General features: G+C 75.8%; 18 protein-coding genes and 1 riboswitch. Of the genes, 9 read left to right on the top strand and 9 right to left on the bottom strand.

From position 1 onward, the window contains the following. Positions 1-7: 7 nt before the first annotated feature. Positions 8-970, bottom strand: coding sequence for a 16S rRNA (cytosine(1402)-N(4))-methyltransferase RsmH (rsmH, locus tag O7599_RS30805; RefSeq protein WP_281618880.1), 963 nt, complete (start codon positions 968-970; stop codon positions 8-10). 294 nt (positions 971-1,264) lie between these two features. Between rsmH and O7599_RS30800 the strand changes: the two genes are divergently transcribed. The 4 genes from O7599_RS30800 to O7599_RS30785 all read left to right on the top strand — a co-directional run bounded on the left by O7599_RS30800 (position 1,265) and on the right by O7599_RS30785 (position 6,813). Next, on the top strand, positions 1,265-1,822 hold the full coding sequence (locus O7599_RS30800; protein WP_281618879.1) for a carbonic anhydrase: 558 nt from the start codon (positions 1,265-1,267) through the stop codon (positions 1,820-1,822). Positions 1,823-1,968: 146 nt separating this feature from the next. After that, positions 1,969-3,012, top strand: a complete 1,044-nt coding sequence (locus O7599_RS30795; RefSeq protein WP_281618878.1) for a MoxR family ATPase — start codon at positions 1,969-1,971, stop codon at positions 3,010-3,012. Next, positions 3,012-4,421, top strand: a complete 1,410-nt coding sequence (locus tag O7599_RS30790) for a DUF58 domain-containing protein (protein ID WP_281618877.1) — start codon at positions 3,012-3,014, stop codon at positions 4,419-4,421. Before O7599_RS30795 ends, O7599_RS30790 begins: the two co-directional genes overlap by 1 nt. A 1-nt stretch (position 4,422) precedes the next feature. Then, a complete protein-coding gene (locus O7599_RS30785; RefSeq protein ID WP_281618876.1) occupies positions 4,423-6,813 on the top strand; it encodes a DUF3488 and transglutaminase-like domain-containing protein in 2,391 nt (796 codons plus the stop codon). Positions 6,814-7,095: 282 nt separating this feature from the next. Here O7599_RS30785 and O7599_RS30780 read toward each other — a convergent pair whose 3' ends face one another. From O7599_RS30780 to O7599_RS30770, 3 genes are all read right to left on the bottom strand, one after another. After that, positions 7,096-7,512, bottom strand: coding sequence for a DUF3040 domain-containing protein (locus O7599_RS30780; RefSeq protein WP_281618875.1), 417 nt, complete (start codon positions 7,510-7,512; stop codon positions 7,096-7,098). A gap of 228 nt (positions 7,513-7,740) precedes the next feature. Beyond that, on the bottom strand, positions 7,741-8,580 hold the full coding sequence (locus O7599_RS30775) for a methyltransferase (protein WP_281618874.1): 840 nt from the start codon (positions 8,578-8,580) through the stop codon (positions 7,741-7,743). Between the two features lie 578 nt (positions 8,581-9,158). Beyond that, positions 9,159-9,635: an SAV_6107 family HEPN domain-containing protein gene (locus O7599_RS30770; RefSeq protein ID WP_281618873.1), complete on the bottom strand. Its 477-nt coding sequence runs from the start codon at positions 9,633-9,635 to the stop codon at positions 9,159-9,161. A 545-nt stretch (positions 9,636-10,180) separates the two neighbouring features. Here O7599_RS30770 and O7599_RS30765 point away from each other — a divergent pair. Then, positions 10,181-11,743, top strand: coding sequence for an NAD(P)/FAD-dependent oxidoreductase (locus tag O7599_RS30765; protein WP_281618872.1), 1,563 nt, complete (start codon positions 10,181-10,183; stop codon positions 11,741-11,743). Positions 11,744-11,782: 39 nt separating this feature from the next. Here the strand turns inward: O7599_RS30765 and O7599_RS30760 are convergent, their stop codons facing one another. From O7599_RS30760 to O7599_RS30740, 5 genes are all read right to left on the bottom strand, one after another. Beyond that, a complete protein-coding gene (locus tag O7599_RS30760; protein WP_281618871.1) occupies positions 11,783-12,886 on the bottom strand; it encodes a hypothetical protein in 1,104 nt (367 codons plus the stop codon). Between the two features lie 40 nt (positions 12,887-12,926). After that, a complete protein-coding gene (metF, locus tag O7599_RS30755) occupies positions 12,927-13,844 on the bottom strand; it encodes a methylenetetrahydrofolate reductase [NAD(P)H] (RefSeq protein ID WP_281618870.1) in 918 nt (305 codons plus the stop codon). A 90-nt stretch (positions 13,845-13,934) separates the two neighbouring features. Continuing rightward, positions 13,935-14,633, bottom strand: a complete 699-nt coding sequence (thiE, locus tag O7599_RS30750; RefSeq protein WP_281618869.1) for a thiamine phosphate synthase — start codon at positions 14,631-14,633, stop codon at positions 13,935-13,937. 63 nt (positions 14,634-14,696) lie between these two features. Further along, positions 14,697-15,062, bottom strand: a complete 366-nt coding sequence (locus O7599_RS30745) for an Rv2175c family DNA-binding protein (protein ID WP_281618868.1) — start codon at positions 15,060-15,062, stop codon at positions 14,697-14,699. A gap of 120 nt (positions 15,063-15,182) precedes the next feature. Beyond that, the gene (locus tag O7599_RS30740; protein ID WP_281618867.1) at positions 15,183-16,472 is read right to left on the bottom strand and encodes an FAD-dependent oxidoreductase; all 1,290 of its coding nucleotides are present in this window, start codon (positions 16,470-16,472) and stop codon (positions 15,183-15,185) included. Between the two features lie 88 nt (positions 16,473-16,560). Beyond that, a riboswitch (TPP riboswitch) is annotated at positions 16,561-16,671 on the top strand. Here O7599_RS30740 and thiO point away from each other — a divergent pair. The 4 genes from thiO (at position 16,664) to pknB (ending at position 21,242) form a co-directional block, all read left to right on the top strand. After that, a complete protein-coding gene (gene thiO, locus O7599_RS30735; protein WP_281618866.1) occupies positions 16,664-17,932 on the top strand; it encodes a glycine oxidase ThiO in 1,269 nt (422 codons plus the stop codon). Its footprint overlaps the riboswitch before it by 8 nt. Further along, positions 17,929-18,222: a sulfur carrier protein ThiS gene (gene thiS, locus O7599_RS30730; RefSeq protein ID WP_281618865.1), complete on the top strand. Its 294-nt coding sequence runs from the start codon at positions 17,929-17,931 to the stop codon at positions 18,220-18,222. Before thiO ends, thiS begins: the two co-directional genes overlap by 4 nt. A 113-nt stretch (positions 18,223-18,335) precedes the next feature. Continuing rightward, complete coding sequence (locus O7599_RS30725; RefSeq protein ID WP_281623585.1) at positions 18,336-19,115, top strand: thiazole synthase; 780 nt, start codon at positions 18,336-18,338, stop codon at positions 19,113-19,115. 213 nt (positions 19,116-19,328) lie between these two features. Beyond that, positions 19,329-21,242, top strand: a complete 1,914-nt coding sequence (pknB, locus tag O7599_RS30720) for a Stk1 family PASTA domain-containing Ser/Thr kinase (RefSeq protein ID WP_281623584.1) — start codon at positions 19,329-19,331, stop codon at positions 21,240-21,242. The last annotated feature ends 1 nt before the right edge of the window (position 21,243 follow it).

Here is a 21,243-nt window from a genome sequence, read left to right as displayed (position 1 = left end):
CTCCGGCTCACACGTCCTCCCGGATCCGCTCCGCCGCCCGCAGCCGCGCGGGGGCGGCCCTGCGGTTCTCCGCGATCTCCTCCTCGCCGGGCAGCTCCGCACCGCGGGTGAGCAGCCGCAGCCGCGGCTGGTGGTGCTCCGGGACCACCGGCAGCCCGGGCGGCGCGGTGCTCGCGGCACCGGCCGCGAGCACCCGCTTGACGAGCCGGTCCTCCAGCGACTGGTACGCGAGCACGGCGATCCGCCCGCCGACGGCAAGCGCCCCGACGGCCGCGGGCACGGCCCGTTCGAGCACGGCGAGCTCGCCGTTGACCTCGATGCGCAGCGCCTGGAACGTACGCTTCGCGGGGTTGCCGCCGGTGCGCTTCGCGGCCTGCGGCAGCGCCTCGCGGATCACCTCGACCAGCCGCGCGCTGCGCGCGAACGGCTCCTTCTGCCGCTCCCGCACCACGGCCTCGACGATGCGCCGCGCCTGCTTCTCCTCGCCGTACGCGCGCAGGATGCGCACCAGCTCGCCGGGCGGGTACGTGTTCAGCACCTCGGCGGCGCTCGCGCCCCGGGACTGGTCCATCCGCATGTCCAGCGGCGCGTCCTGCGCGTACGCGAAGCCGCGCCCGGCCTCGTCCAGTTGCATGGACGACACGCCCAGGTCGAAGAGGACCCCCCGCACCGGCCCGACGTCCAGCTTCTCCAGCACGGCGGGCAGCTCGTCGTAGACCGCGTGTACCAGCGTCACCCGCCCGGTGTACGGAGCCAGCCGCCGGCCGGCCAGCTCCAGGGCCGCGGGGTCGCGGTCCAGCGCGACGAGCCGCAGCCCGGGGTGGGCGGCGAGCAGGGCCTCGCTGTGGCCGCCGAGGCCCAGCGTGCAGTCGACGGCCACCGCGCCCGGCGAGGACAGCGCCGGGGCCAGCAGTTCCGTGGTGCGGCGCAGCATGACGGGGACGTGGACAGCGGCGCGTGCGTCGTTCACGGTGCCGCCTCCTGTCCCGCCCGTTCGCCGAAGGGGAGCGGCCGCTGCGCCCTGCGCGGCGGCGCCGGCCGGGCCCGGAGCGGGCCGCCGGCCGCGGGTGCGGCGGGCGAACCGCAGGAAAGGGGGCGCCACGGCTCCCACTTCGCGTCACTTTAGCCCACTGCACCCCCCGGTCGGTCAAGCACCGAAGGCGCGCCCCGTCGCGGTGGCGGGCGGGCGCCGCGCGCGTTGCTCTCTGTGGGCTACCTCACCCGGGGCGGGCACCGGCGCCCCGGCCCGGATACCGTCGTAGGCATGACGCCCGCTGAGAGCACGTCGACCGGAAACAACGCCCTCGCCGCCACCGTCACCGACCGGCTCGTGACCGCCAACCGCGCGTACGCCGGCGGCTTCGCCGACCCCGGCATGGACGCCAGGCCCGTGCTGCGGGTGGCGGTGGTCGCCTGCATGGACGCCCGCCTGGACCTGCACGCCGCGCTCGGCCTGGAGCTGGGCGACTGCCACACCATCCGCAACGCCGGCGGCGTGGTCACCGACGACACCATCCGCTCGCTGACCATCAGCCAGCGCGCCCTGGGCACCCGCAGTGTGGTGCTGATCCACCACACCGACTGCGGCCTGCTCAGCATCACCGAGGAGTTCCGCTTCGAGCTGGAGGCCGAGGTCGGCCAGCGGCCGGCGTGGTCGGTGGAGTCGTTCCGCGACCTGGACCAGGACGTGCGCCAGTCCATCCGCCGGGTGGAGACCTCCCCGTTCCTGCTGCACACCGACGACGTGCGAGGCTTCGTGTTCGACGTGCGCACGGGACTGCTCCGCGAGGTGTCCGCGGAGCAAATCACGGCGGGCGACTGACGAAACCGGCATTCGGCAGCAAGAATGCGGGTGTGGTGGCTCCGTTGCGCGCCGGCCGTGCCGGCCGCGCGCGGGGCACCACGGTATCGGGGAGGGCCGGACCGCGACCGCGGCGCACGGCCCGTGCGACGGGCCGAGGAGGGCCGGTGACGACGTATGACGAGCGAGCGAGCCTCAGCGATCTGACCAGTACCGCGGACGATGTCCGGCGGTCGGTGGAGAGCGTGATCGAGGGCAAGCCCGAGGCGGTCAGGCTGTCGCTGACCGTCCTGCTCGCCGAGGGCCACCTCTTGATCGAGGACGTGCCGGGCGTCGGGAAGACCATGCTCGCCAAGGCGCTGGCGAAGTCGATCGACTGCTCCGTGCGCCGCATCCAGTTCACACCCGACCTGCTGCCCTCCGACATCACCGGCGTGAGCGTCTACGACCAGCAGAGCCGGGACTTCGAGTTCAAGCCCGGCGCGATCTTCGCCCAGATCGTCATCGGCGACGAGATCAACAGGGCCTCCCCCAAGACCCAGTCGGCGCTGCTGGAGTCGATGGAGGAGCGGCAGGTCACCATCGACACGCAGACGTACGAGCTGCCCGTCCCGTTCATGGTGGTCGCCACCCAGAACCCCATCGAGATGGAGGGTACGTACCCGCTGCCCGAGGCCCAGCGCGACCGCTTCATGGCCCGGCTGTCCATCGGCTACCCCAGCCCGGAGGCGGAGCTGGAGATGCTGGACGTGCACGGCGGGATCTCCCCGCTGGGCGACCTGCAGCCGGTCGCGCACGCCCACGACATCGTCAAGCTGATCGACGCGGTGCGTACGGTGCACGTCGCGGACTCCGTCCGGCGCTACGCGGTCGACCTGGTGACCTCCACCCGGCAGCACCCGGAGCTGCGGCTCGGCGCCTCGCCGCGGGCCACGCTGCACCTGCTGCGGGCGGCGAAGGCCGCCGCGGCGCTGGCGGGCCGGGAGTTCACGCTGCCCGACGACGTGCAGGCGCTGGCCGTGCACGTGCTCGCGCACCGGCTGCTGCCCACGGCGCAGGCCCAGCTCAACCGGCGGACCGCCGAGCAGATCGTCGCCGAGATCCTGCAGCAGGTGCCGGTGCCCGCCGCCGACGCGCGCCGGCCGCCGCCGCCGCAGATGCCACCCGCGTACGGCGGCGGCGCGCACAGCCCGGACGGCCGGCGGTTCTGATGGCCGGCCCGCCGCCGCCCGCCCCCGCCGTGCCGCCCGCGGACCCGGACGCCCGGGCCGGCGGGCTGCGTATGGCCCTGGCCGGCACCACCACGCGCGGCCGGTCGTTCCTCGCGGCCGGGCTCGCCGCCGGCGCGTGCAGCTACATACTGGGCCAGCCCGACCTGCTGCGGGTGGGGCTGCTGCTGGCCGCGCTGCCGCTGGTGTGCGCGGCCGTGCTGCACCGCACCCGCTACCGCGTCGGCGGCAGCCGCAAGCTGTCGCCCGCCCGGGTGCCCGCGGGGTCCGAGGCCCGCGTGCACCTGCGGCTGGAGAACGTCTCCCGGCTGCCGACGGGGCTGCTGATGCTCCAGGACCGGCTGCCGTACGTGCTGGGCCCCCGGCCCCGCTTCGTCCTGGACCGGGTGGAGCCGGGCGGCCGGCGCGAGGTGACCTACCGGGTCCGCTCCGACCTGCGCGGGCGCTACCCGCTGGGCCCGCTGCAACTGCGGCTTTCGGACCCGTTCGGCATGTGCGAGATGACCCGCTCCTTCAGCGCGTACGACACCCTGACCGTCGTGCCGCGCACCGAGGCGCTGGCGCCCGTCCGGCTGGCCGGCGAGGCCACCGGCTACGGCGACGGCCGGCACCGCACCCTCGCGCTGGCCGGCGAGGACGACGTCATCCCGCGGGGCTACCGGCACGGCGACGACCTGCGGCGGGTGCACTGGCGCTCCACCGCGAAGTACGGCGAGCTGATGGTCCGCCGCGAGGAGCAGCCGCAGCGGGCGGGCTGCACCGTACTGCTGGACACCCGCCGCGACGCCTACACCGGCTCCGGGCCCGACTCGCCCTTCGAGTGGGCCGTCTCCGGGGCCGCCTCGGTCGCGCTGCACATGCTGGAGCGCGGCTACACCGTGCGGCTGCTGACCGACGGCGGCGAGCTGGGGACCGGCGTCGACGGGGCGCTGAGCTCCCGCGGCGGCGAGTCGGCCGACGCGGCGGGGATACTCCTGGACACCCTCGCCGTCATCGACCACTCCGAGCGGGACACGGTCTCGGCCGCGTACGACGTGCTGCGCGGCGGGCACGAGGGGCTGCTCGTGGCGTTCTTCGGCGACCTCGACGAGGAGCAGGCGGCGCTCGCCGCGCGGATGCGGCAGCGGACGGCGGCGGGGGTGGCCTTCGTGACGGAGTCCGCGGCCTGGGAGTCGCGGCCGGGCGCGGCCGGGGCGTACGGCGGCGCGGCCGGAGCGTACGGCGCGGCCCCGGCGGGCGGCCGGGAGAGCGCCGAGCGGGTGCGGCAGCTCCGCGAGGCGGGCTGGACGGTGCTGTCCGTACGGCCCGGGATGGCGATGGGCGACCTGTGGCGGGAGGCCGGCAACCAGGCCGGCCAGCTCGCCGCGGCGGCACGCGGAGGCGAGAGCTGACATGAGCGGACGGACCCGGCTCGCGATTGCCGCGGCGGCGGCCTCCCTCCTGGCCGCCACCGCGCTGCTGCCGCTGACCGACAGGATGACCTGGTTCTTCAAGGCGATCTTCGTGGTCGTCGTGATCAGCGGCGTCGGCATGATCGCCCGCCGCGTCCCGCTGGCGCGCCCGCTGACCGTGCTCGCGCAGACCGCGGTCACGGTGCTGCTGCTGACGATGCTCTTCACCGCCGACCAGGCGACGGCCGGCGTGCTGCCCGGGCCCTCGGCGATAGAGGAGTTCCGGCAGCTCTTCCAGGAGGGCGGCGACGACGTCTCCCGCTACTCCATCCCGGCCCCCGTCACCGACGGCATCGAGCTGATGCTGCTCTCCGGCATCGCCGGGGTGGCGCTGCTGGTGGACGCGGTGGCGGTGACGTTCCGCAGCGCCGCGCCGGCGGGGCTGCCGCTGCTCGCGCTGTACTCCGTCGCCGCCGGGCTGAACCAGGGCGGGAGCTGGCTGACGTTCCTCCTCGCCGGCGCCGGGTATCTGCTGCTGCTGCTCGCCGAGGGGCGGGACCGGCTGGCGCAGTGGGGCCGGATGTTCGGCGGCGGCCGGTCCGTGGGCGCGCCCGGCGCGGCCGACCCGGGCGGCGGCCGGCCGGTGGCCCCGGTGCGTACGGGCCGGCGGATCGGCGCCGTGGCGCTGGGCTTCGCGCTCGTCGTGCCCGCGGTGCTGCCGTCGCTGGACGGCGGGCTGCTGGACGGCAGGACCACCGGACCCGGCCAGGGCCCCGGCGGCGGTACGGTCACCGCGATCAACCCCGTGGTGCGGCTGCAGCAGAGCCTGAACCAGCCGGAGAACCGCGAGGTGTTCCGCTACCGCACCGAGGACGGGGCGCAGAACCAGGCGCTGTACATGCGCTTCGTCGCCCTCGACCGGTTCGACGGCACCTCCTGGCAGCCCTCGCGGCGCGGCATCGAGGACATCCCGGACCCGCTGCCCACCCCGCAGGGCTACTCCAACAGCCAGATCAGGTCCGCGCCCGTCACGCTGAACGTGCGGGCCGACGACGACTTCCGGCAGCAGTGGCTGCCGATGCCGTACCCCGCGTACCAGGTGCGCATAGGCGACGACTGGCGCTACGAGCCGGAGGGCCGGTCCGTCGTCGGCAACGGCGGCACCACCACCGGCGGCGCCGAGTACCAGGTCACCAGCCTGATCATGGCGCCCACCGCGCGCCAGTTGGCCACCGCGCCCCCGCCCGACCCCGCGCTCAGCGAGGAGTACACGCAGGTGCCGGACTCGCTGCCGGACGAAGTCGGGCAGCAGGCGCGGGAGATCACCCGGGACGCGGCGAACGACTACGAGCGCGCGCTCGCGCTGCAGGACTACTTCACCACCAACTTCGTCTACGACACCGAGACCGACCTCGACGCCTCCGACCCCGACGCGATCCTGAAGTTCCTGGAGAACAAGCAGGGCTTCTGCGTCCACTTCTCCTTCACGATGGCGGCGATGGCGCGCACGCTCGGCATCCCGGCGCGGGTCGCGGTCGGCTTCGTGCCGGGCACGGCGCAGAGCGACGGGTCGATGTCGGTGGGGCTGCAGGACGCGCACGCCTGGCCCGAGCTGTACTTCGAGGGCGCCGGCTGGACGCGCTTCGAGCCGACGCCGACGCGCGGCACGCTGCCCGACTACACGCTGGAGGACACCCCGAGCGGCGGCGGCGACCCCACGAACGAGCTGCCGGACCCCGGCAGCTCCGCCGTCCCGACGCCGTCCCCCTCGGCGTCGGAGGACGAGTGCCCGGCGTCGCTGCGGCGGGTGGACGGCTGCGCGGACGACGAGGCGGCGGGCGGCGGGGCCGCGGGGCCGACCGACAGCGGGCCGCCGGCGGCGGGCGTCGCGGCCGGGGCGGCCGGGGTGCTGCTGCTCCTGCTGCTGCCGTCGCTGCCGGCCGCGTGGCGCGTACGGGAACGGAGCAGACGGCTCCGTCCGGGCGCGGGACCGCTGGCAGCTTGGCGTGAACTGATCGATAGCGCCTGGGACTTCGGGCTGCCACCCGACGAGTCGCAGACGCCGCGGACGACGGTGGGAGCACTCATCCGCTTCGGCGGCCTGGACGGCGCGGCGGCCCAGTCGGCGCTGCGGGTGGCGGGAGCCGTGGAGCAGACGCTCTACGCGCCGCGCCCGCGGCAGGTCGACGGGCTGGCGGGAGACGTACGAAGGGTGCGGGCGGCCCTGGCCCGCGGTGCGGGCGCGGGAGCGCGGCTGCGCGCGGCGGTGGCGCCGCGCTCGTCGGTGCGGCTGCTGTGGGCGGTGTCGGAGCGCTGGGCGGCGGTGACGGGGCGCTGGGGCGGTGCGGTACGCCGCGCGGGCGCGGCGCTGCGGCCGTCGCGGCAGTCGTGACGCCTCCCGCGGTGGGGCGACCGGCGCGGGAGGCAGGTCCCTCGTAGCGCGCTGCGCGCGCACGGGCCCTACCCTGTGCGCGCACCCCCCGCGGGACGTCCTGGGCCGCAGGCCCCCACCGGGACGCCGGGCAGGAAACGGGCAGGAAGGGGGGACGGGCCGCATGCGTCCGGAACCGGGCCGGAGCCTGTGGGCGCACGATGGCGCCGAAGGTGGTACCGCGTGCTGAGAGCTCCCGCGGGCCGGGCCCGGGGAGCTCTGCACGGTGCGGGGCCTGGTGGCCTAGCGCCCCTCGTCGCGGCGGCGCTGCCACCGCTCTTCGATCTTGTTCATCATGGAACGACGCTGCCGGCTCCTGCGACGCTGCTGACCGCCCGAAGGGGCCGCGGCTTCGCCCGACTGCTGCTGTTGCTGCTGTTCGCTCGGGTTCGCAGTCCTGCGCCAACCGGTGACGGCGAGCACCGCACATCCCAGCATGACGAGGAAGCCCACCACGCTGACCCAGATCTGCTGCGCGACCATACCGGCCATCAGGAGCGCGATACCCACCAGGAAACCGGCTACCGCCTGGTACACCCGACGGCGGGTGTACGTGCGCAGCCTGCTTCCCTCAAGCGCTGTCGCAAACTTGGGATCTTCTGCGTACAGCGCTCGCTCCATCTGCTCGAGCATGCGCTGCTCGTGCTCCGAGAGCGGCACGGAGTCCTCCTACTCGTCGGTCGCTTGGGGGCGACCGGGACGCGGCACCTCCAGGATAGGCAGGTATGCGCCCCCGTGAAACCCGCCCCTCTGCGCCAAATCCGCCGATCCGCGGCGCGGATCTGGGCCTGCCCGCCGTAGCAGGCCTTGACTCAGATCATACGGCGCGTCGGGGCCGAACGGGTGGCCTGTGGCCTACTGCACCTTTGCCCGCGGGCGGACCGGTTATCACTTCCGGCCGCCCAGAACATGAAGCTGCGCCGCCACGGGCTGGAACGCCGGGGACTCCGCCGCCGCCCGTTCCAGCGCCAGCAGCGCTTCGAGGGCACCGGGCTCGGACTCGGCGAGGCCGTCCGGGACCAGGTCGGAGAAGGTCCGTACGCCCTGCACGGCCCGCACGTCCACGCCGGCGGCGGCGACCAGCCGGGTCAGCTCCTCCGGCGTGAACCGGCGCGGCACGGGGTCCGCCTCGCCCCAGCGGCCGTCTCCGCCCGTGAGCGCCCGGTGGGCGGAGGCGAAGTGTCCGGCGAGCGCGCGGGCCAGCACGGCGCCGCCGAGGCCCGCCGCCAGGACGCTGAGGAGGCCGCCGGGCCGCAGCGCGGCGACGGCGTTGGCGAGGCCCGCGGCGGGGTCGTCGACGTACTCGAGGACGCCGTGGCAGAGGACGGCGTCATATGCACCGGGCTCGGCGACGTCGAAGAGGGCGTGGATGTCGCCCTGCACGCCGCGCACCCGGTCGTCGACGCCGGCCTCGGCGGCGCGGCGCTGCAGCCCGAAGAGCGCGTTCGGGCTGGGGTCGACGACCGTCACCCGGTGCCCGAGGAGGGCCGCGGGCACGGCGAAGCCGCCGGTGCCGCCGCCGGTGTCCAGCACGTCGAGCGCCCGGCCGGCGGGCGTGCCGCCGGCCGCGGCGTCCGCACCGGCTTCCCCGGCGGCCGTCCCGTCGGCCTTTCCGGCGGCCCTTCCGACGGCTCCGTGCCGGGCCAGGGCGTCCTCCAGCGCCTCCCAGACGACGGCGGCGCGCAGCGACGCGCGCGGCAGGGGGTCGTGCGGTGTCGTACGGGGCATGGAGCGCTCCTCGAAGATCGGGCGTGGCCCAGCTTAGAGGCTGCGCATCCGCGTCCACGCCTGCCGCGGGCACGGCGGAGCGGCCGCACCGACGCCGGCGTCCGGCACGCCGCCCGCGGCCGGCCCGGCCCCGCCGGAGCACGCTCCGACCGGCCCGCGTCCGGCCCCGGTTGGGGGACCTCGCCGCGGAAGCACGGCGGGCACCGCGAAGCCGCCCCACGGCCACCGGCGCCGGGCACGCCGAGCGCGCGGACGGCGTGCGGCCCGCCGGCCGCGCGGCCCGCGCCGCTCCCGACGACAGACCGGCGTACAGCCACCGGCGCCCACCCCACCCGGGCGCGCATCCGGGCCGGTTGGGGACACATCCGCGGAGGCACGGCGGGCACGGCGAAGCCGCCCCACCGCCACCGGCGCCCGGCACGCCGCGCGCGGCACGCGGGCACCCGCCGCCGCGGCACCCGCCGCCCCGCCCGCGCGGCCTTTCGGCGGCGGCCCCGTGCGCACCGGCGGCACCGGCGCGCGGGAGGCGCGGGTGTCCGCCGGACCCTCGCGGCCCGTCGCCGGCGCCCCCGCGGGGCTCAGCGCGCCTCTGGGCCCGGTTGGGGGCGTATCAGTGGCTGGACGACGAGCATCCGCTCGACGATCCGCGTGAACATGCCCGCCGCGCGCAGGAGATCGGCCGCCTCCTGCTCGTCGACGGCATCCCTGATGCCCGCCTCCGCGCGGGCCCGCAGCCGGGCGCCGACCGCGAACATCGCGCTCCACTCGGCGAGTTCCGGCGCGACCTCCGGCAGCACCTCCCACGCGCTGCGGATGCGCTGCCGGCGCCGCGGCGACGGCTCTGGGCGCCCGCGCACCGCGAGCACCGCCGCGGCGGTGCGCAGGGCGGCGAGGTGGGCCAGGGAGTAGCGCTCGTTCGCCGTCTCCATCTCCGCCGCCTCCGCCAGACTGGCGTGGGCTTGCGCGAGGAGCTCCAGCGCCGCCTTGGGCGCACTGCCCGGGCGCAGGACGGGGTGGACATCACTCGGTGGGGCGTAAGCCGGCTCGGCCGCCATGGCTTGCCTCCTGTCGGCGTCAGTCCTTCAGTCGTTCGTTCGTATGTGCCCATCGTGGCGCACCCCACTGACAATCGACCTGAACTGCCCCGCTACCTGCGACGATGCCCCCGACCGCACCCTCCGCGGCAATTGCCCGCACGGCCGCCCCCGGCGCTGCCCCAGCGCCGTGCCCCACACTGCCTCCCAGCGCTGCCCCGGCGTGGAACGCCGCCCCCGCCTGCGCGCGCCACCCGGAACGGGCGCTGCCCCGGCGCGAAGCGATCCCCCGTCGCTCCATCACCGGGACAGCTTCCCCCCATTTCCCCCGTTCCCCCCTCATGGGCCGGCACCGAAGTCCCGTTCCGCCGCCCCGTGTCGGCGGTCCGTGACTCCTTCCTGCGTCCGACCCACGTCCCTCACTCTGCCGTTTGCGCAGGTCGGGGCCCATCCGCTCGGGTACTCAAGCACGTGTCTGAGTACGCGTACTCAAAGCTGAGTACGCACCCCCAGCCCCACCGCTCCCGCCCGTGGCCCCCCGCGGCGGCCGGGATAAAGTCCGGGCCATGGCAGAGATCGCGGTTGTCGGGGCGGGCATGGGCGCCATGGCCGCCTCCGCGCGGCTGGCCCTCGCGGGCCACCGGGTGACGGTCCACGAGCGCTCCGGCACGTACGGCGGCGGCGTCCGGCGGCTGGAGCGCGACGGCTTCGGCTTCGACACCGGTCCCGGGGTGCTGTACCTCCCCGCGGTCTACCGCGACCTGTTCCTCAAGACCGGCCGGCGGAAGCTGGAGAAGTGCGTGGAGCTGGTGCCGGTGGACCCGGCCGAGCGGCACCTCTTCCCCGACGGCACCGACGCCACCCTGCCCAACGCCTCCCGCGCGGGCGTCGTACGGGCCCTCGACGCCGCCGCGGGACCGGGCGCGGGCGAGGCGTGGACCGCCCTGCTCGACCGGGGCCGCCGGGTCTGGGAGGCCGCCCGCCGCCCGCTCGTCGAGGAGCCCCTGCCCGCCGACCCGGGCGCGCTGGCCGCCGACTTCTACCCCGCCGTCCCGCCGCCGGCCGGGCACGGGCTGCTGCGCCGCCTGCGCGGCCCGCGCCGGCCCGCGCGGCCCGCCACCGTGGCCGACGTCGGCGCGGGCGAGTTGGGGCCGTACCCCGCGCTGGGGACGATGCTCGCGCAGCACGCCCTGGCGGACGGGTTCGACCCGCGGCACGCGCCGGCGGGCGCCGCGATGCTGCCGTACGTGCGGGAGACCTTCGGCGGCTGGTACGTGCGCGGGGGCATGCGGGCACTGGCGGACGCGCTGTACGAGCGCTGCCTGGAGCGCGGGATCACGTTCGCGTTCGGCGCGGAGGTGACCGCCGTCCGGGTGGGCGCGGACGGCCGGGCGGCGGGCGTCGAACTGGCCGGCGGCGAGCGGGCGGACGCCGACGCGGTGATCGCCGGGGTGCCGCGGGCGCGGCTGGCGGAGCTGGCTCCCGGCGCGTACGAGGCCGGCGTGCCGGCGGCGGCGCGGGCGGTGCCGGGGCGGTTGACCGTGTGCCTGGCGCTGCGCGGCGCGCGGGACGACGACGCCGTGCACCGTACCGTCGTGCACTCCCCGGACGCCGCGCGCGAACTGGCCTGGATCTTCGACGGCGCGCGGCCCGGGACCGACGTGGTGCCCACCGTCACCGTGCTGCGCCCCGACGACCCCGCGCAGCGCCCCGACGCCGGGCACGAGGCCGTGACGCTGACCGCCGTCGTGCCGGCCGGGGCGTGGGGCAGCGAGGCCACACCGGCCGGGGAGCAAGCCGCACCGGCCGCGGAGGCGTTCGCGGACCGGATGGTGGCCGCGGCCGGGCGCGCGGTGCCGGGGCTCGCGGAGCGGGTGCTGTGGCGCGAGGTGCGTACGCCCGCGGACACCGCCGCCGAGACGGACGCCCCGGGCGGCGCGGTGCCGGGGCCCGCCCTGGCCGGCGCCGGCGGCGCGTACCTGCCGCAGCCGAACACCACGGCCGTGCTGGGCCTCTACGCGGTGGGCGGCTGGTCGCACCCGGGCGGCGGGCTGGCGCACGCGGGGATGTCGGGGGCCCTGGTGGCCGGGCTGATCATGGAGGGTGCGGACTTCCGCGGCTCCCGCTGACGGCCCGCCGGCCCGCCGGGGGCGGGGACACCGGGTGGTTCAGTAGCGGTACTGCTGCTCGTAGCCCGGGTAGCCCTGCTGCTGGGCGTACGGGTCCTCGGTGCCCAGCGGGTCCGCGTCGCGCTGCTGCGGCATCCAGACGCCCTCCGCCGGCGTCCCGTAGAACTCCTGGCCGTACGCCGGCTGCTGGCCGGTGTCGTAGCCCTCGGCGTACTGCGCGTACTGCTGCTGGTCGTAGCCCGGGTAACCGGCGCCGCTCGTGTCGTACGACTGCCCGCCGCCCTGCGTGGAGTCGTAGTACGGCGGCGGGGCCGGCGCGGCGTACTCCGTGCCGCCGTAGGGGTCCGTGTACCCCGCGGCGGCCGTGTCGTATCCGGCGTACTGGTGCTCCGTGCCGTAGCCGCCGGAGTCCGGGTATATCTGCTGGTCCTGCCCGTAGCCGTTCGTCCCGGCGCCGTTGGTGGCGTAGCCGCCGGCCTCGTAGCCGGAGGTGGTCGCGTGGCTGCCGGTGTCGTAGGCGGAGGTCGTGACGTGGCTGCCGGTGTCGTACGCGGACGTCGTCGCGTAGCCGCCGGTGTCGTAGGCGGACGTGGTCGCGTAGCCGCCGGTGTCGTAGCCGGCGCCGCCGTACGAGTCGTAGCCGCCGGCGTACGCCTGCTGCTGCGCGGGGGCGGCGCCCGCGAAGACCTGCTCCTCGCCGAAGGGCGAGAACTGCGCGGTCTGTTCCTGCGCCGGGGGCACGGGCGGCGCGCCCTCCGGCTCGTACGCCGGGTAGGCGGGGCCGCGTTCCGGGAGCGGCGCCCGCCGCTCGCCGTACGCCGCCGCTTCGTCGTGCTCCGCGCCGTACCGCTGTGCGTCGTACTCGTCGCCGTGCTCGTCGCGCCTGTTCACCGCCCAGCCTTCGGAGTAGCCGCTGCGGTAGGAGAGCGTGACCTTGGCCTGGCCGACCCCGAACACCACCACGCCCAGCCCGATCACGGGGACCGCGGGCATGAGCACGCCGAGCACCACGCAGAGGAAGCCGACGAAGGCCAGGGCGCGCCAGCGCAGCGGCGCCTTGTACTGCATCAGGACTTCCCAGAGCAGCCAGAGCGCGACCACCCCGAACCCGGCATAGAGGGCCAACCAGGCCAAGTCGCCCATCACGTGCCTCTCTTCCGCCCCCGCTTGGTGGTGCCTGCCCTCAGGAAAGCCGGTTCAGCCCGAGGTTCTGGTAGATCTCCAGCGTTGCCGTGGAGGTGTTCAGCGTAATGAAGTGGAGTCCGGGGATTCCCTCGGACAGCAAGCGCTCGCACATGTCCGTGGCGTACTCGACGCCAATGGAGCGTACCGCGGCCCGGTCGTCCTCGACCGCGAGAACCCGATCCGCCAGCTCCGGCGGGAACGTTGCCCCGCTCAGCTCGGCGAACCGCTGGATCTGCCGGGCGTTGGTGACGGGCATGATCTCCGGGATGATCGGCGTCGTGCAGCCGGTCGCGGCCACCCGGTCACGCAGCCGCAGGTAGTCGTCGACGTGGAAGAACATCTGGGTGATCGCGTAGTCCGCGCCGGCGCGGCACTTGTCGACGAAGTGCCGGATGTCGTCGTCCCAGTCCGTGGAGCGCGGGTGCCGCTCGGGGAAGGCGGCGACGCCGACGCAGAAGTCGCCCGACTCCTTGATCAGCCGGACCAGGTCGGCGGCGTAGTTCACCCCCTCCGGATGCGCGACCCACTCCCCCATCGGGTCGCCCGGGGGGTCGCCGCGGACGGCGAGCATGTTGCGGATGCCCGCGTCCGCGTACTGGCCGATGACGTTGCGCAGTTCGGCGACCGAGTGGTCGACCGCGGTGAGGTGGGCGACGGGTGTGAGCGTGGTGTCGGTGGCGATGCGCTCGGTGGCGCGGACGGTGCCCTCGCGGGACGAACCTCCGGCGCCGTAGGTCACGGATACGAAGGTCGGTTGTACGGCCTCGATGCGCCGTACGGCGTTCCAGAGGGTCCGCTCGCCCTTCTCGGTCTTCGGGGCTGCGAACTCGAACGAAAACGACTGCTTGCCGGACGCGAGCAGTTCACGGACAGTGACTGCGCGATCATTCCTGGTCGAAGCGATGCCGGTGGCCATACGCGGCAGGTTAACCGCCGGTCACCTCCTGACCCAAGACCGCCAGCTCAATCGCCCGGCCCGGAACCGGCGCCCGGAGCCGGCCGGCGACTACCGGACGTCACCGTTCCGGGCCGCGCGCAGGCGCCGTACGAACTCCCCCGCCGCAGCTCCGGGGTCCTCCGCGGCGGTGAGGGCGCGGACGACGACGACGCGGCGGGCGCCGGCCGCCAGGACCTCGTCGAGATTTCCGAGGTCGATTCCGCCGATGGCGAACCACGGGCGGTCGGTGCCGAGCCCCGCCGCGTAGCGGACGAGGCCGAGGCCGGCGGCGGGCCGCCCGGCCTTGGTGGGGGTGGGCCAGCAGGGGCCGGTGCAGAAGTAGTCGACGCCGGGCTCGACGGCCGCCGCGCGGGTCTCCGCCTCGGCGTGGGTGGAGCGGCCGATCAGCACGTCGTCGGGCGCTTCGCCGAGGATGGCGCGGGCGGCGGGCACCGGCAGGTCGCCCTGGCCCAGGTGCAGCACGTCGGCGCCGGCGGCGTGGGCCACGTCGGCGCGGTCGTTGACCGCGAGCAGCCGGCCGTGGCGGCGGCAGGCGTCGGCGAACACCTCCAGGTGGGCCAGCTCCTCGCGCGCCTCCATGCCCTTCTCGCGCAGTTGGACGACGTCCACGCCGGCGGCGAGCACGGCGTCGAGGAACTCGGGCAGGTCGCCCTGGCGCGTCCGGGCGTCGGTGCACAGGTAGAGCTGCGCGGCGCCCAGCCGCGCGCGGGCGTCGGCGGTGGCGCGGGCGGCGGTTCCGGCCGTCATGCGGCGCTCCCCCTCGTACGGTCGCGGGGCCGGACCCGCGGGCGCGCGCCCGGCCCCGCGAGATTACACAGCCAGCGCCTGCGCCCTGCGCTTGACCTCCGTCCCGCGGTTCTCGCGCAGCGCCTGCGCGGGAGTCCCCGGGAGCGAGGGGTCGGGGGTGAACAGCCACTCCAGCGCCTCCGCGTCGCTGAAGCCGTCGTCCTTGAGCAGCGTCAGGGTCCCGGTGAGGCCCTTGACGACCTTCCCCTCGCCGATGAACTCGGCGGGCACCTGCAGCGCGTTGTTCTCACCCCGCCGCACCGCGATCAACTGGCCTTCCTTGACCAACTGCCGCACGCGGGTCACCTCGACGCCGAGCTTCTCGGCGACGTCGGGAAGGGTGAGCCAGGAGGGGACGAGAGCATCGATCTTCGCATCAATCTCGGTCACACCCCCAGCCTGCCATCTCGGACCGCCCGCCGGTACAGGGCAGCGCCAAAGGGCGGCATATCACCTCGAAGCATCCCCGGATGCGCGGCTGCCGGCCCGGCGCGGGACGCGCCGCGGACGTCACAGCGCGGCCGATTTCAGCGGTACCGCCGCGTCGGCGGCGCGCTCGCGGTCCAGCGCGGCACCCGCGTGGATCAGCTTGCGCCCCTGGGTGAGGTCCCGCGGGCGGCCGACGGCCAGCAGCGCGATGAGCCGCCCGGCGCGCAGCCAGCACACCGACCAGGAGGCGGCGGACGGATCGCCGCGCCACAGCAGCTCGTCGTCGTCCGTGTGGTGGCCGACGTACTGCACGAACCGGCCGAACTGCTCGGACCAGAAGTACGGCACCGGGTCGTACGCCGCGCCCGGCTCCCCGGCGATGTCCGCCGCGACGGTCGCCGGGCCCTGCAGGGCGTTGTCCCAGTGGTGGATCAGCAGCCGCTCGCCGTAGCGCGCGGAGGGGAACGACGCGCAGTCGCCGACGGCCCAGACGCCCGGCACGTTCGTGCGCAGCCGCTCGTCGGCCCGCACCGCGCCGTCGCCGCCCAGCACGACGCCGGAGCCGGCGAGCCAGGCAGTCGCGGGACGGGCGCCGATGCCGACGACGACGGCGTCGGCGGTCAGCTCCGTACCGTCGTCGAGGACCACCGCGACCGGGCCGTCCTCGCCCAGGTGCGCGACGCGCTCCACCCGGCGGCCCGTCAGCAGCCGGGCACCGCTCTCCTCGTACCATCCGGCCATCGGCACCGCGACCTGCGCGGGCAGCGCCGCCGGCAGCGGGTGCCCGGCGGCCTCCACGACCGTCACCTCACAGCCCTGCTCGCGCGCCGCGGTGCTCAGCTCCGCGCCGATCCAGCCCGCGCCGACCACCAGGATCCGGCTGCGCCGCACGAGCACCGCGCGCAGCCGCGCCGCGTCGTCGAGGGTGCGCAGCAGGTGCACGCCGGGCGTGGTGCCGGCGGGCGCGCCGGGCAGCGGGACGGGCGCCGCGCCGGTGGCCAGGACCAGCTTCTCGTACGCCACGGGCCCGGCGTCCGTCTCCAGCAGCCGCCCCGCGGTGTCCAGCCGGTCGACGTGCAGCCCCAGCCGGAGCCCGATGCCGTGCTCCGCGAAGTCCACCTCGAACGCCGAGCCCTCCGCCTTGCCGAGCAGCACCGCCTTCGACAGCGGCGGCCGGTCGTACGGGTCGTGCGGCTCCGCGCCGACGAGGGTGACGGGGCCTGCGTAACCCCGCTCGCGCAGCGCGACGGCCGTCTGCACCCCGGCCATGCCGGCACCGACGACGACGGTGCCGGCGGTTGAGTTCCCGGGGCGGCTGGCGGCCCGGCCGGCGGGGCCGCGGTCCGGATCGGCGTCGGTCACACCGATCACTGTATGCCGGGCCCGGCATACGACGCTCGTGCCGGGTCCGCTCGCGAGGCTCCCTTACAGCGGCCGGGCCTACGGAGTTAGGGTGGCCGGGAAGACTCGCGGGAGCCCGGCGCACCGGGCTGAGAGGGGGGCTGGCGGCCCCCGACCGTACGAACCTGATCCGGGTCATGCCGGCGAAGGGAGGGGCGAACGTGCCCATGCAGCCACGCGACACACCCCCGGAAGAACCCGCGGCGGCGCCCGCGGCCGGCACCGCCGGCCCGGTCGGCGCGCCGCGCACGGCGGACGCCACGTACGACGTCCTCGTCGTCGGCGGCGGCGTCATCGGCCTGGTCACCGCCTGGCAGGCGGCCCGCCGCGGGCTGGCCACCGCCGTCGCCGACCCGGCGCCCGACGGCGGCGCCGCGCAGGTCGCGGCCGGCATGCTCGCCGCCGTCACCGAACTGCACTACGGCGAGGAGGCGCTGCTGGCGCTCAACCTGGCCGCCGCGGAGCGCTATCCGGCGTTCGCGGCCGAACTGGCCGAGGCGTCGGGCCGGGACATCGGCTACCGCCGCTGCGGCGCGCTGTCCGTCGCGCTGGATGCCGACGACCGCGCCCAACTGCGCGAACTGCACGGCTTCCAGCAGCGGCTGGGGCTGTCGGCCGAGTGGCTCGGCGGGAGCGAGTGCCGCCGGCTGGAGCCCATGCTCGCGCCCGGGGTACGCGGCGGGCTGCGCGTCGACGGCGACCACCAGACGGACCCGCGGCTGCTGACCGTGGCGCTCCTCGCGGCCTGCGAGCGGGCCGGCGTCGCCTTCCACCGCAGCCTCGCGGCCCGGCTGCGGGTGACCGGCTCCGGCACCGCCGAGCGGGCGGTGGGCGCGGAACTGGCGGACGGCACGCGGATCGCCGCCGGGCAGACGGTGCTGGCCGCCGGCAGCCGCAGCGGCCGTCTTGCGGGGGTGCCGGAGGCGGTGCGGCCCCCGGTGCGCCCCGTCAAGGGGCAGGTGGTGCGGCTGCGGATGCCCGGCGCCGGGACGCCGTTCCTGTCCCGTACGGTACGGGCCGTGGTCCGCGGCAGCAGCGTGTACCTGGTGCCGCGCGAGAGCGGCGAGCTGGTCATCGGCGCCACCAGCGAGGAGCTGGGCTGGGACACCACGGTCACCGCAGGCGGCGTGTACGAGCTGCTGCGCGACGCCCACGAGCTGCTGCCCGGGCTGACGGAGCTGCCGCTCGTGGAGACCGGCGCCGGGCTGCGCCCCGGCTCCCCCGACAACGCGCCGCTGCTGGGCCCCACCGCCCTGCCGGGGCTGCACCTGGCCACCGGCCACTACCGCAACGGGGTGCTCCTCACCCCGGTCACCGGCGACGCCCTCGCCGCCGTGCTCACCGGCGGCGAGCTCCCCGACGTCGCCCGCCCGTTCGCCGCCACCCGGTTCGCGGGCGCGCGGCAGCACCACGAAGGACGGCACGCATGACCGAGAACGCCACGCAGACCCGTACCGACTCCCCCGACACCACCGACTCCCCCGAAGCCGCCGCCACCGACGCCGCGGCCGCGGCCGCCGTCACCGTCACCGTCAACGGCGCCCCGCGCCGTGTCGCCGCGGGCCTCACCCTCGACGCCCTCGTCGCCACCGTCACCGCCGCGCCCCGCGGCGTCGCCGCCGCCGTCAACGAGGACGTCGTACCCCGCGGCAGTTGGCCCACCACCACCCTCGCCGACGGCGACCGCGTCGAGATCCTGACCGCGGTCCAGGGAGGCTGATCACCGTGACAAGCACCGCCCCCGCCCCGACAGACGCCACGGACCCCACCGCCGCCGACCCGGCCGCGGACCCCCTCACGATCGCCGGCGTCCGCTTCTCCTCGCGCCTCATCATGGGCACCGGCGGCGCGAGCAGCCTGGACATGATGGAGCGCGCGCTCCTCGCCTCCGGCACCGAGCTGACCACCGTCGCGATGCGCCGCGTCGACCCCGGCGTGCACGGCTCGGTGCTCGACGTGCTGCGCCGCCACGGCATCCGCGTGCTGCCGAACACCGCCGGCTGCTACACCGCCGGCGAGGCCGTCCTCACCGCCCGGCTGGCCCGCGAGGCGCTCGGCACGGACTGGGTGAAGCTGGAGGTCATCGCCGACGAGCGCACCCTGCTGCCCGACCCCGTCGAGCTGCTGGCCGCCGCCGAGACGCTCGTCGACGACGGCTTCACCGTGCTCCCGTACACCAACGACGACCCCGTGCTCGCCCGCAAGCTGGAGGACGCCGGCTGCGCCGCCGTGATGCCGCTCGGCTCCCCCATCGGCTCCGGACTCGGCATCCGCAACCCGCACAACTTCCAGCTCATCACCGAGGCCGCCGGGGTGCCCGTCATCCTCGACGCCGGCGCCGGCACCGCCTCCGACGCCGCGCAGGCGATGGAGCTGGGCTGCGACGCGGTGATGCTCGCGTCCGCGGTGACGCGGGCGCAGGAGCCGGTGCTGATGGCGGAGGCGATGCGGCACGCGATCGTCGCCGGCCGGTACGCCGCGCGCGCGGGACGCATCCCGCGCCGGCACTTCGCGCGCGCGTCGTCACCGGCGGCCGGCGTCGCGGCGCTGGGGACCGGGCCCGGTCCCGGCGGGGGCGGGGAGCCGGACCCGGAGCGGCCCGCCTTCGCGTGAACTCCGCGGCCCCGTACCGGCACCCGCACCGCCACCGGTACCGGCACCCGCACCGCCACCCGCACCGGCGGCACCGCCACCGGCATCGGCACCCCATCGGGAACGGACTGCAGCACAACGGTGACGGGAACGCGTCCCTCACCTCGTAGACTGCGCTGCGTGGACACGACTCTGGACCCGTCCCCCCATCCGCCGGGAGGGTGGGGAGACCCCATGGTCGGGCAGATGCTCGACGGGCGCTACCGCGTCGACGCGCGCATCGCCGCCGGCGGCATGGCCACGGTCTACCGCGCGCTGGACACCCGGCTCGACCGGGTGCTCGCCGTCAAGGTCATGCACCCGTCGCTCGCCGCCGACGCCTCCTTCGTCCAGCGGTTCATCCTGGAGGCCAAGTCCGTCGCCGGCCTCGCCCACCCGAACGTCGTGGGCGTTTACGACCAGGGCACCGACGGCCCGCACGTCTTCCTGGCCATGGAGTACGTGCCGGGCTGCACCCTGCGCGACGTGCTGAACGACCGCGGCGCGCTGCAGCCGCGGGCCGCGCTGGACATCCTGGAGCCCGTGCTGGCCGCGCTCGGCGCCGCGCACCGGGCGGGGTTCGTCCACCGCGACATGAAGCCGGAGAACGTCCTCATCGGCGACGACGGCCGGGTCAAGGTCGCCGACTTCGGGCTCGTCCGCGCCGTGAACAGCCACACCACCGCCTCCACCGGCACGGTGCTCGGCACCGTGTCGTACCTGGCGCCCGAGCAGATCGAGCGCGGCGCCGCCGACCCCCGCGTCGACGTGTACGCCTGCGGCGTGATGCTCTACGAGATGCTCACCGGCGCCAAGCCGCACGCCGGCGAGCACGCCGCGCACGTGCTCTACCAGCACCTGCACGAGGACGTCGAGCCGCCGTCCGCCGCCGTCCCGGGGCTGCCCGCGCAGTTGGACGACCTGGTCGCCACCGCCGCCGCGCGCAGCAGCGAGGCGCGCCCGGCGGACGCCGTGGAGCTGCTGTCCGCCGTACGGAGCGCCCGCGCGCAGCTCACCGACGCGGAGCTGGACGCGGTACCGCCGCAGGCCCTCGCCGGGGAGCGGATCGGCTCCGAGGACCGTACGGCCGTGGTGCCGGGCCCGGCGGGCACGCCGGGGCGGGAGCGGCTGAACGTCACGAGCGTGCTGGAGACGTCCGCCGCCGCGCCGGCGGACACCACCGCAGCCCCGCCGCCCGGCCCGCCGGCGCCCGGCGACCCGGTGCCGGGCCGCCCCAAGCCCCGCATCGGGCTGCTGGCGCTGCTGGCGGCGGTGCTCGTGCTGGGCGTCGGCGCGGGCGTCTGGTACATCAACTCCGGGCAGTTCACCAAGGTCCCGTTCGTGCTCGGCAAGACCGAGGCCGAGGCGCTGGGCACGCTGGCCGGCGAGGACCTGGACGCGGAGGTCAGGAGGGACTTCAGCGACACCGTGAAGCCCGGCCTCGTCCTGCGTACCGACCCCGAGGGCGGCAGCCGCATCCGCCAGGGCGACTCCGTGACGATCGTGCTCTCCAAGGGCCCCGAGATCGTCGAGATCCCCGAGCTGTACGCGGTCCCGCTCGACGAGGCCAGGGACGAGCTGCGCGACGCCGGGCTGAAGCCGGGCGTGACGCGGGAGGCGTTCAGCGAGGAGCTGCCCGCCGGGCGCGTGATCAGCACCGACCCGGAGGACGGCGAGGAGATCAGGGCCGGCCGGGCGGTGTCCATGGTGGTCAGCCGCGGTGCGCCCGTCGAGGTGCCGGACGTCGTCGGCGACGACCAGGACGAGGCCGCGGAGGAGCTCCGCGAGGAGGGTCTGACCGTCGAGGTCGCCGAGGAGACGGTGTACTCGGAGGAGGACGCCGGCACGGTCGCGGAGACCTCGCCGGAGCCGGGCACGGAGCTGGGCGAGGGCGACAAGGTCACGCTGACGATCTCCCGGGGCCCCGAGCTGCTGGAGGTCCCGGACGTGGTCGGCATGAGCGTGGACGACGCCGAGGAGACGCTGGAGGACGCCGGCTTCGCCGCGGACGCGAACCAGATCTTCTTCGGCGACACCGTCTGGCGGCAGTCCGTGGACGGCGGCGACGAGGCGCCGCGCGGCAGCGAGATCACCCTCTGGGTGAGGTGAC

Origin of the sequence: Streptomyces sp. WMMC500 (assembly GCF_027497195.1) — a bacterium.
Lineage (GTDB): Bacteria > Actinomycetota > Actinomycetes > Streptomycetales > Streptomycetaceae > Streptomyces.
The sequence above is the reverse complement of the archived record's forward strand: the minus strand, read 5'-3'. Positions and strand labels throughout refer to the sequence as shown.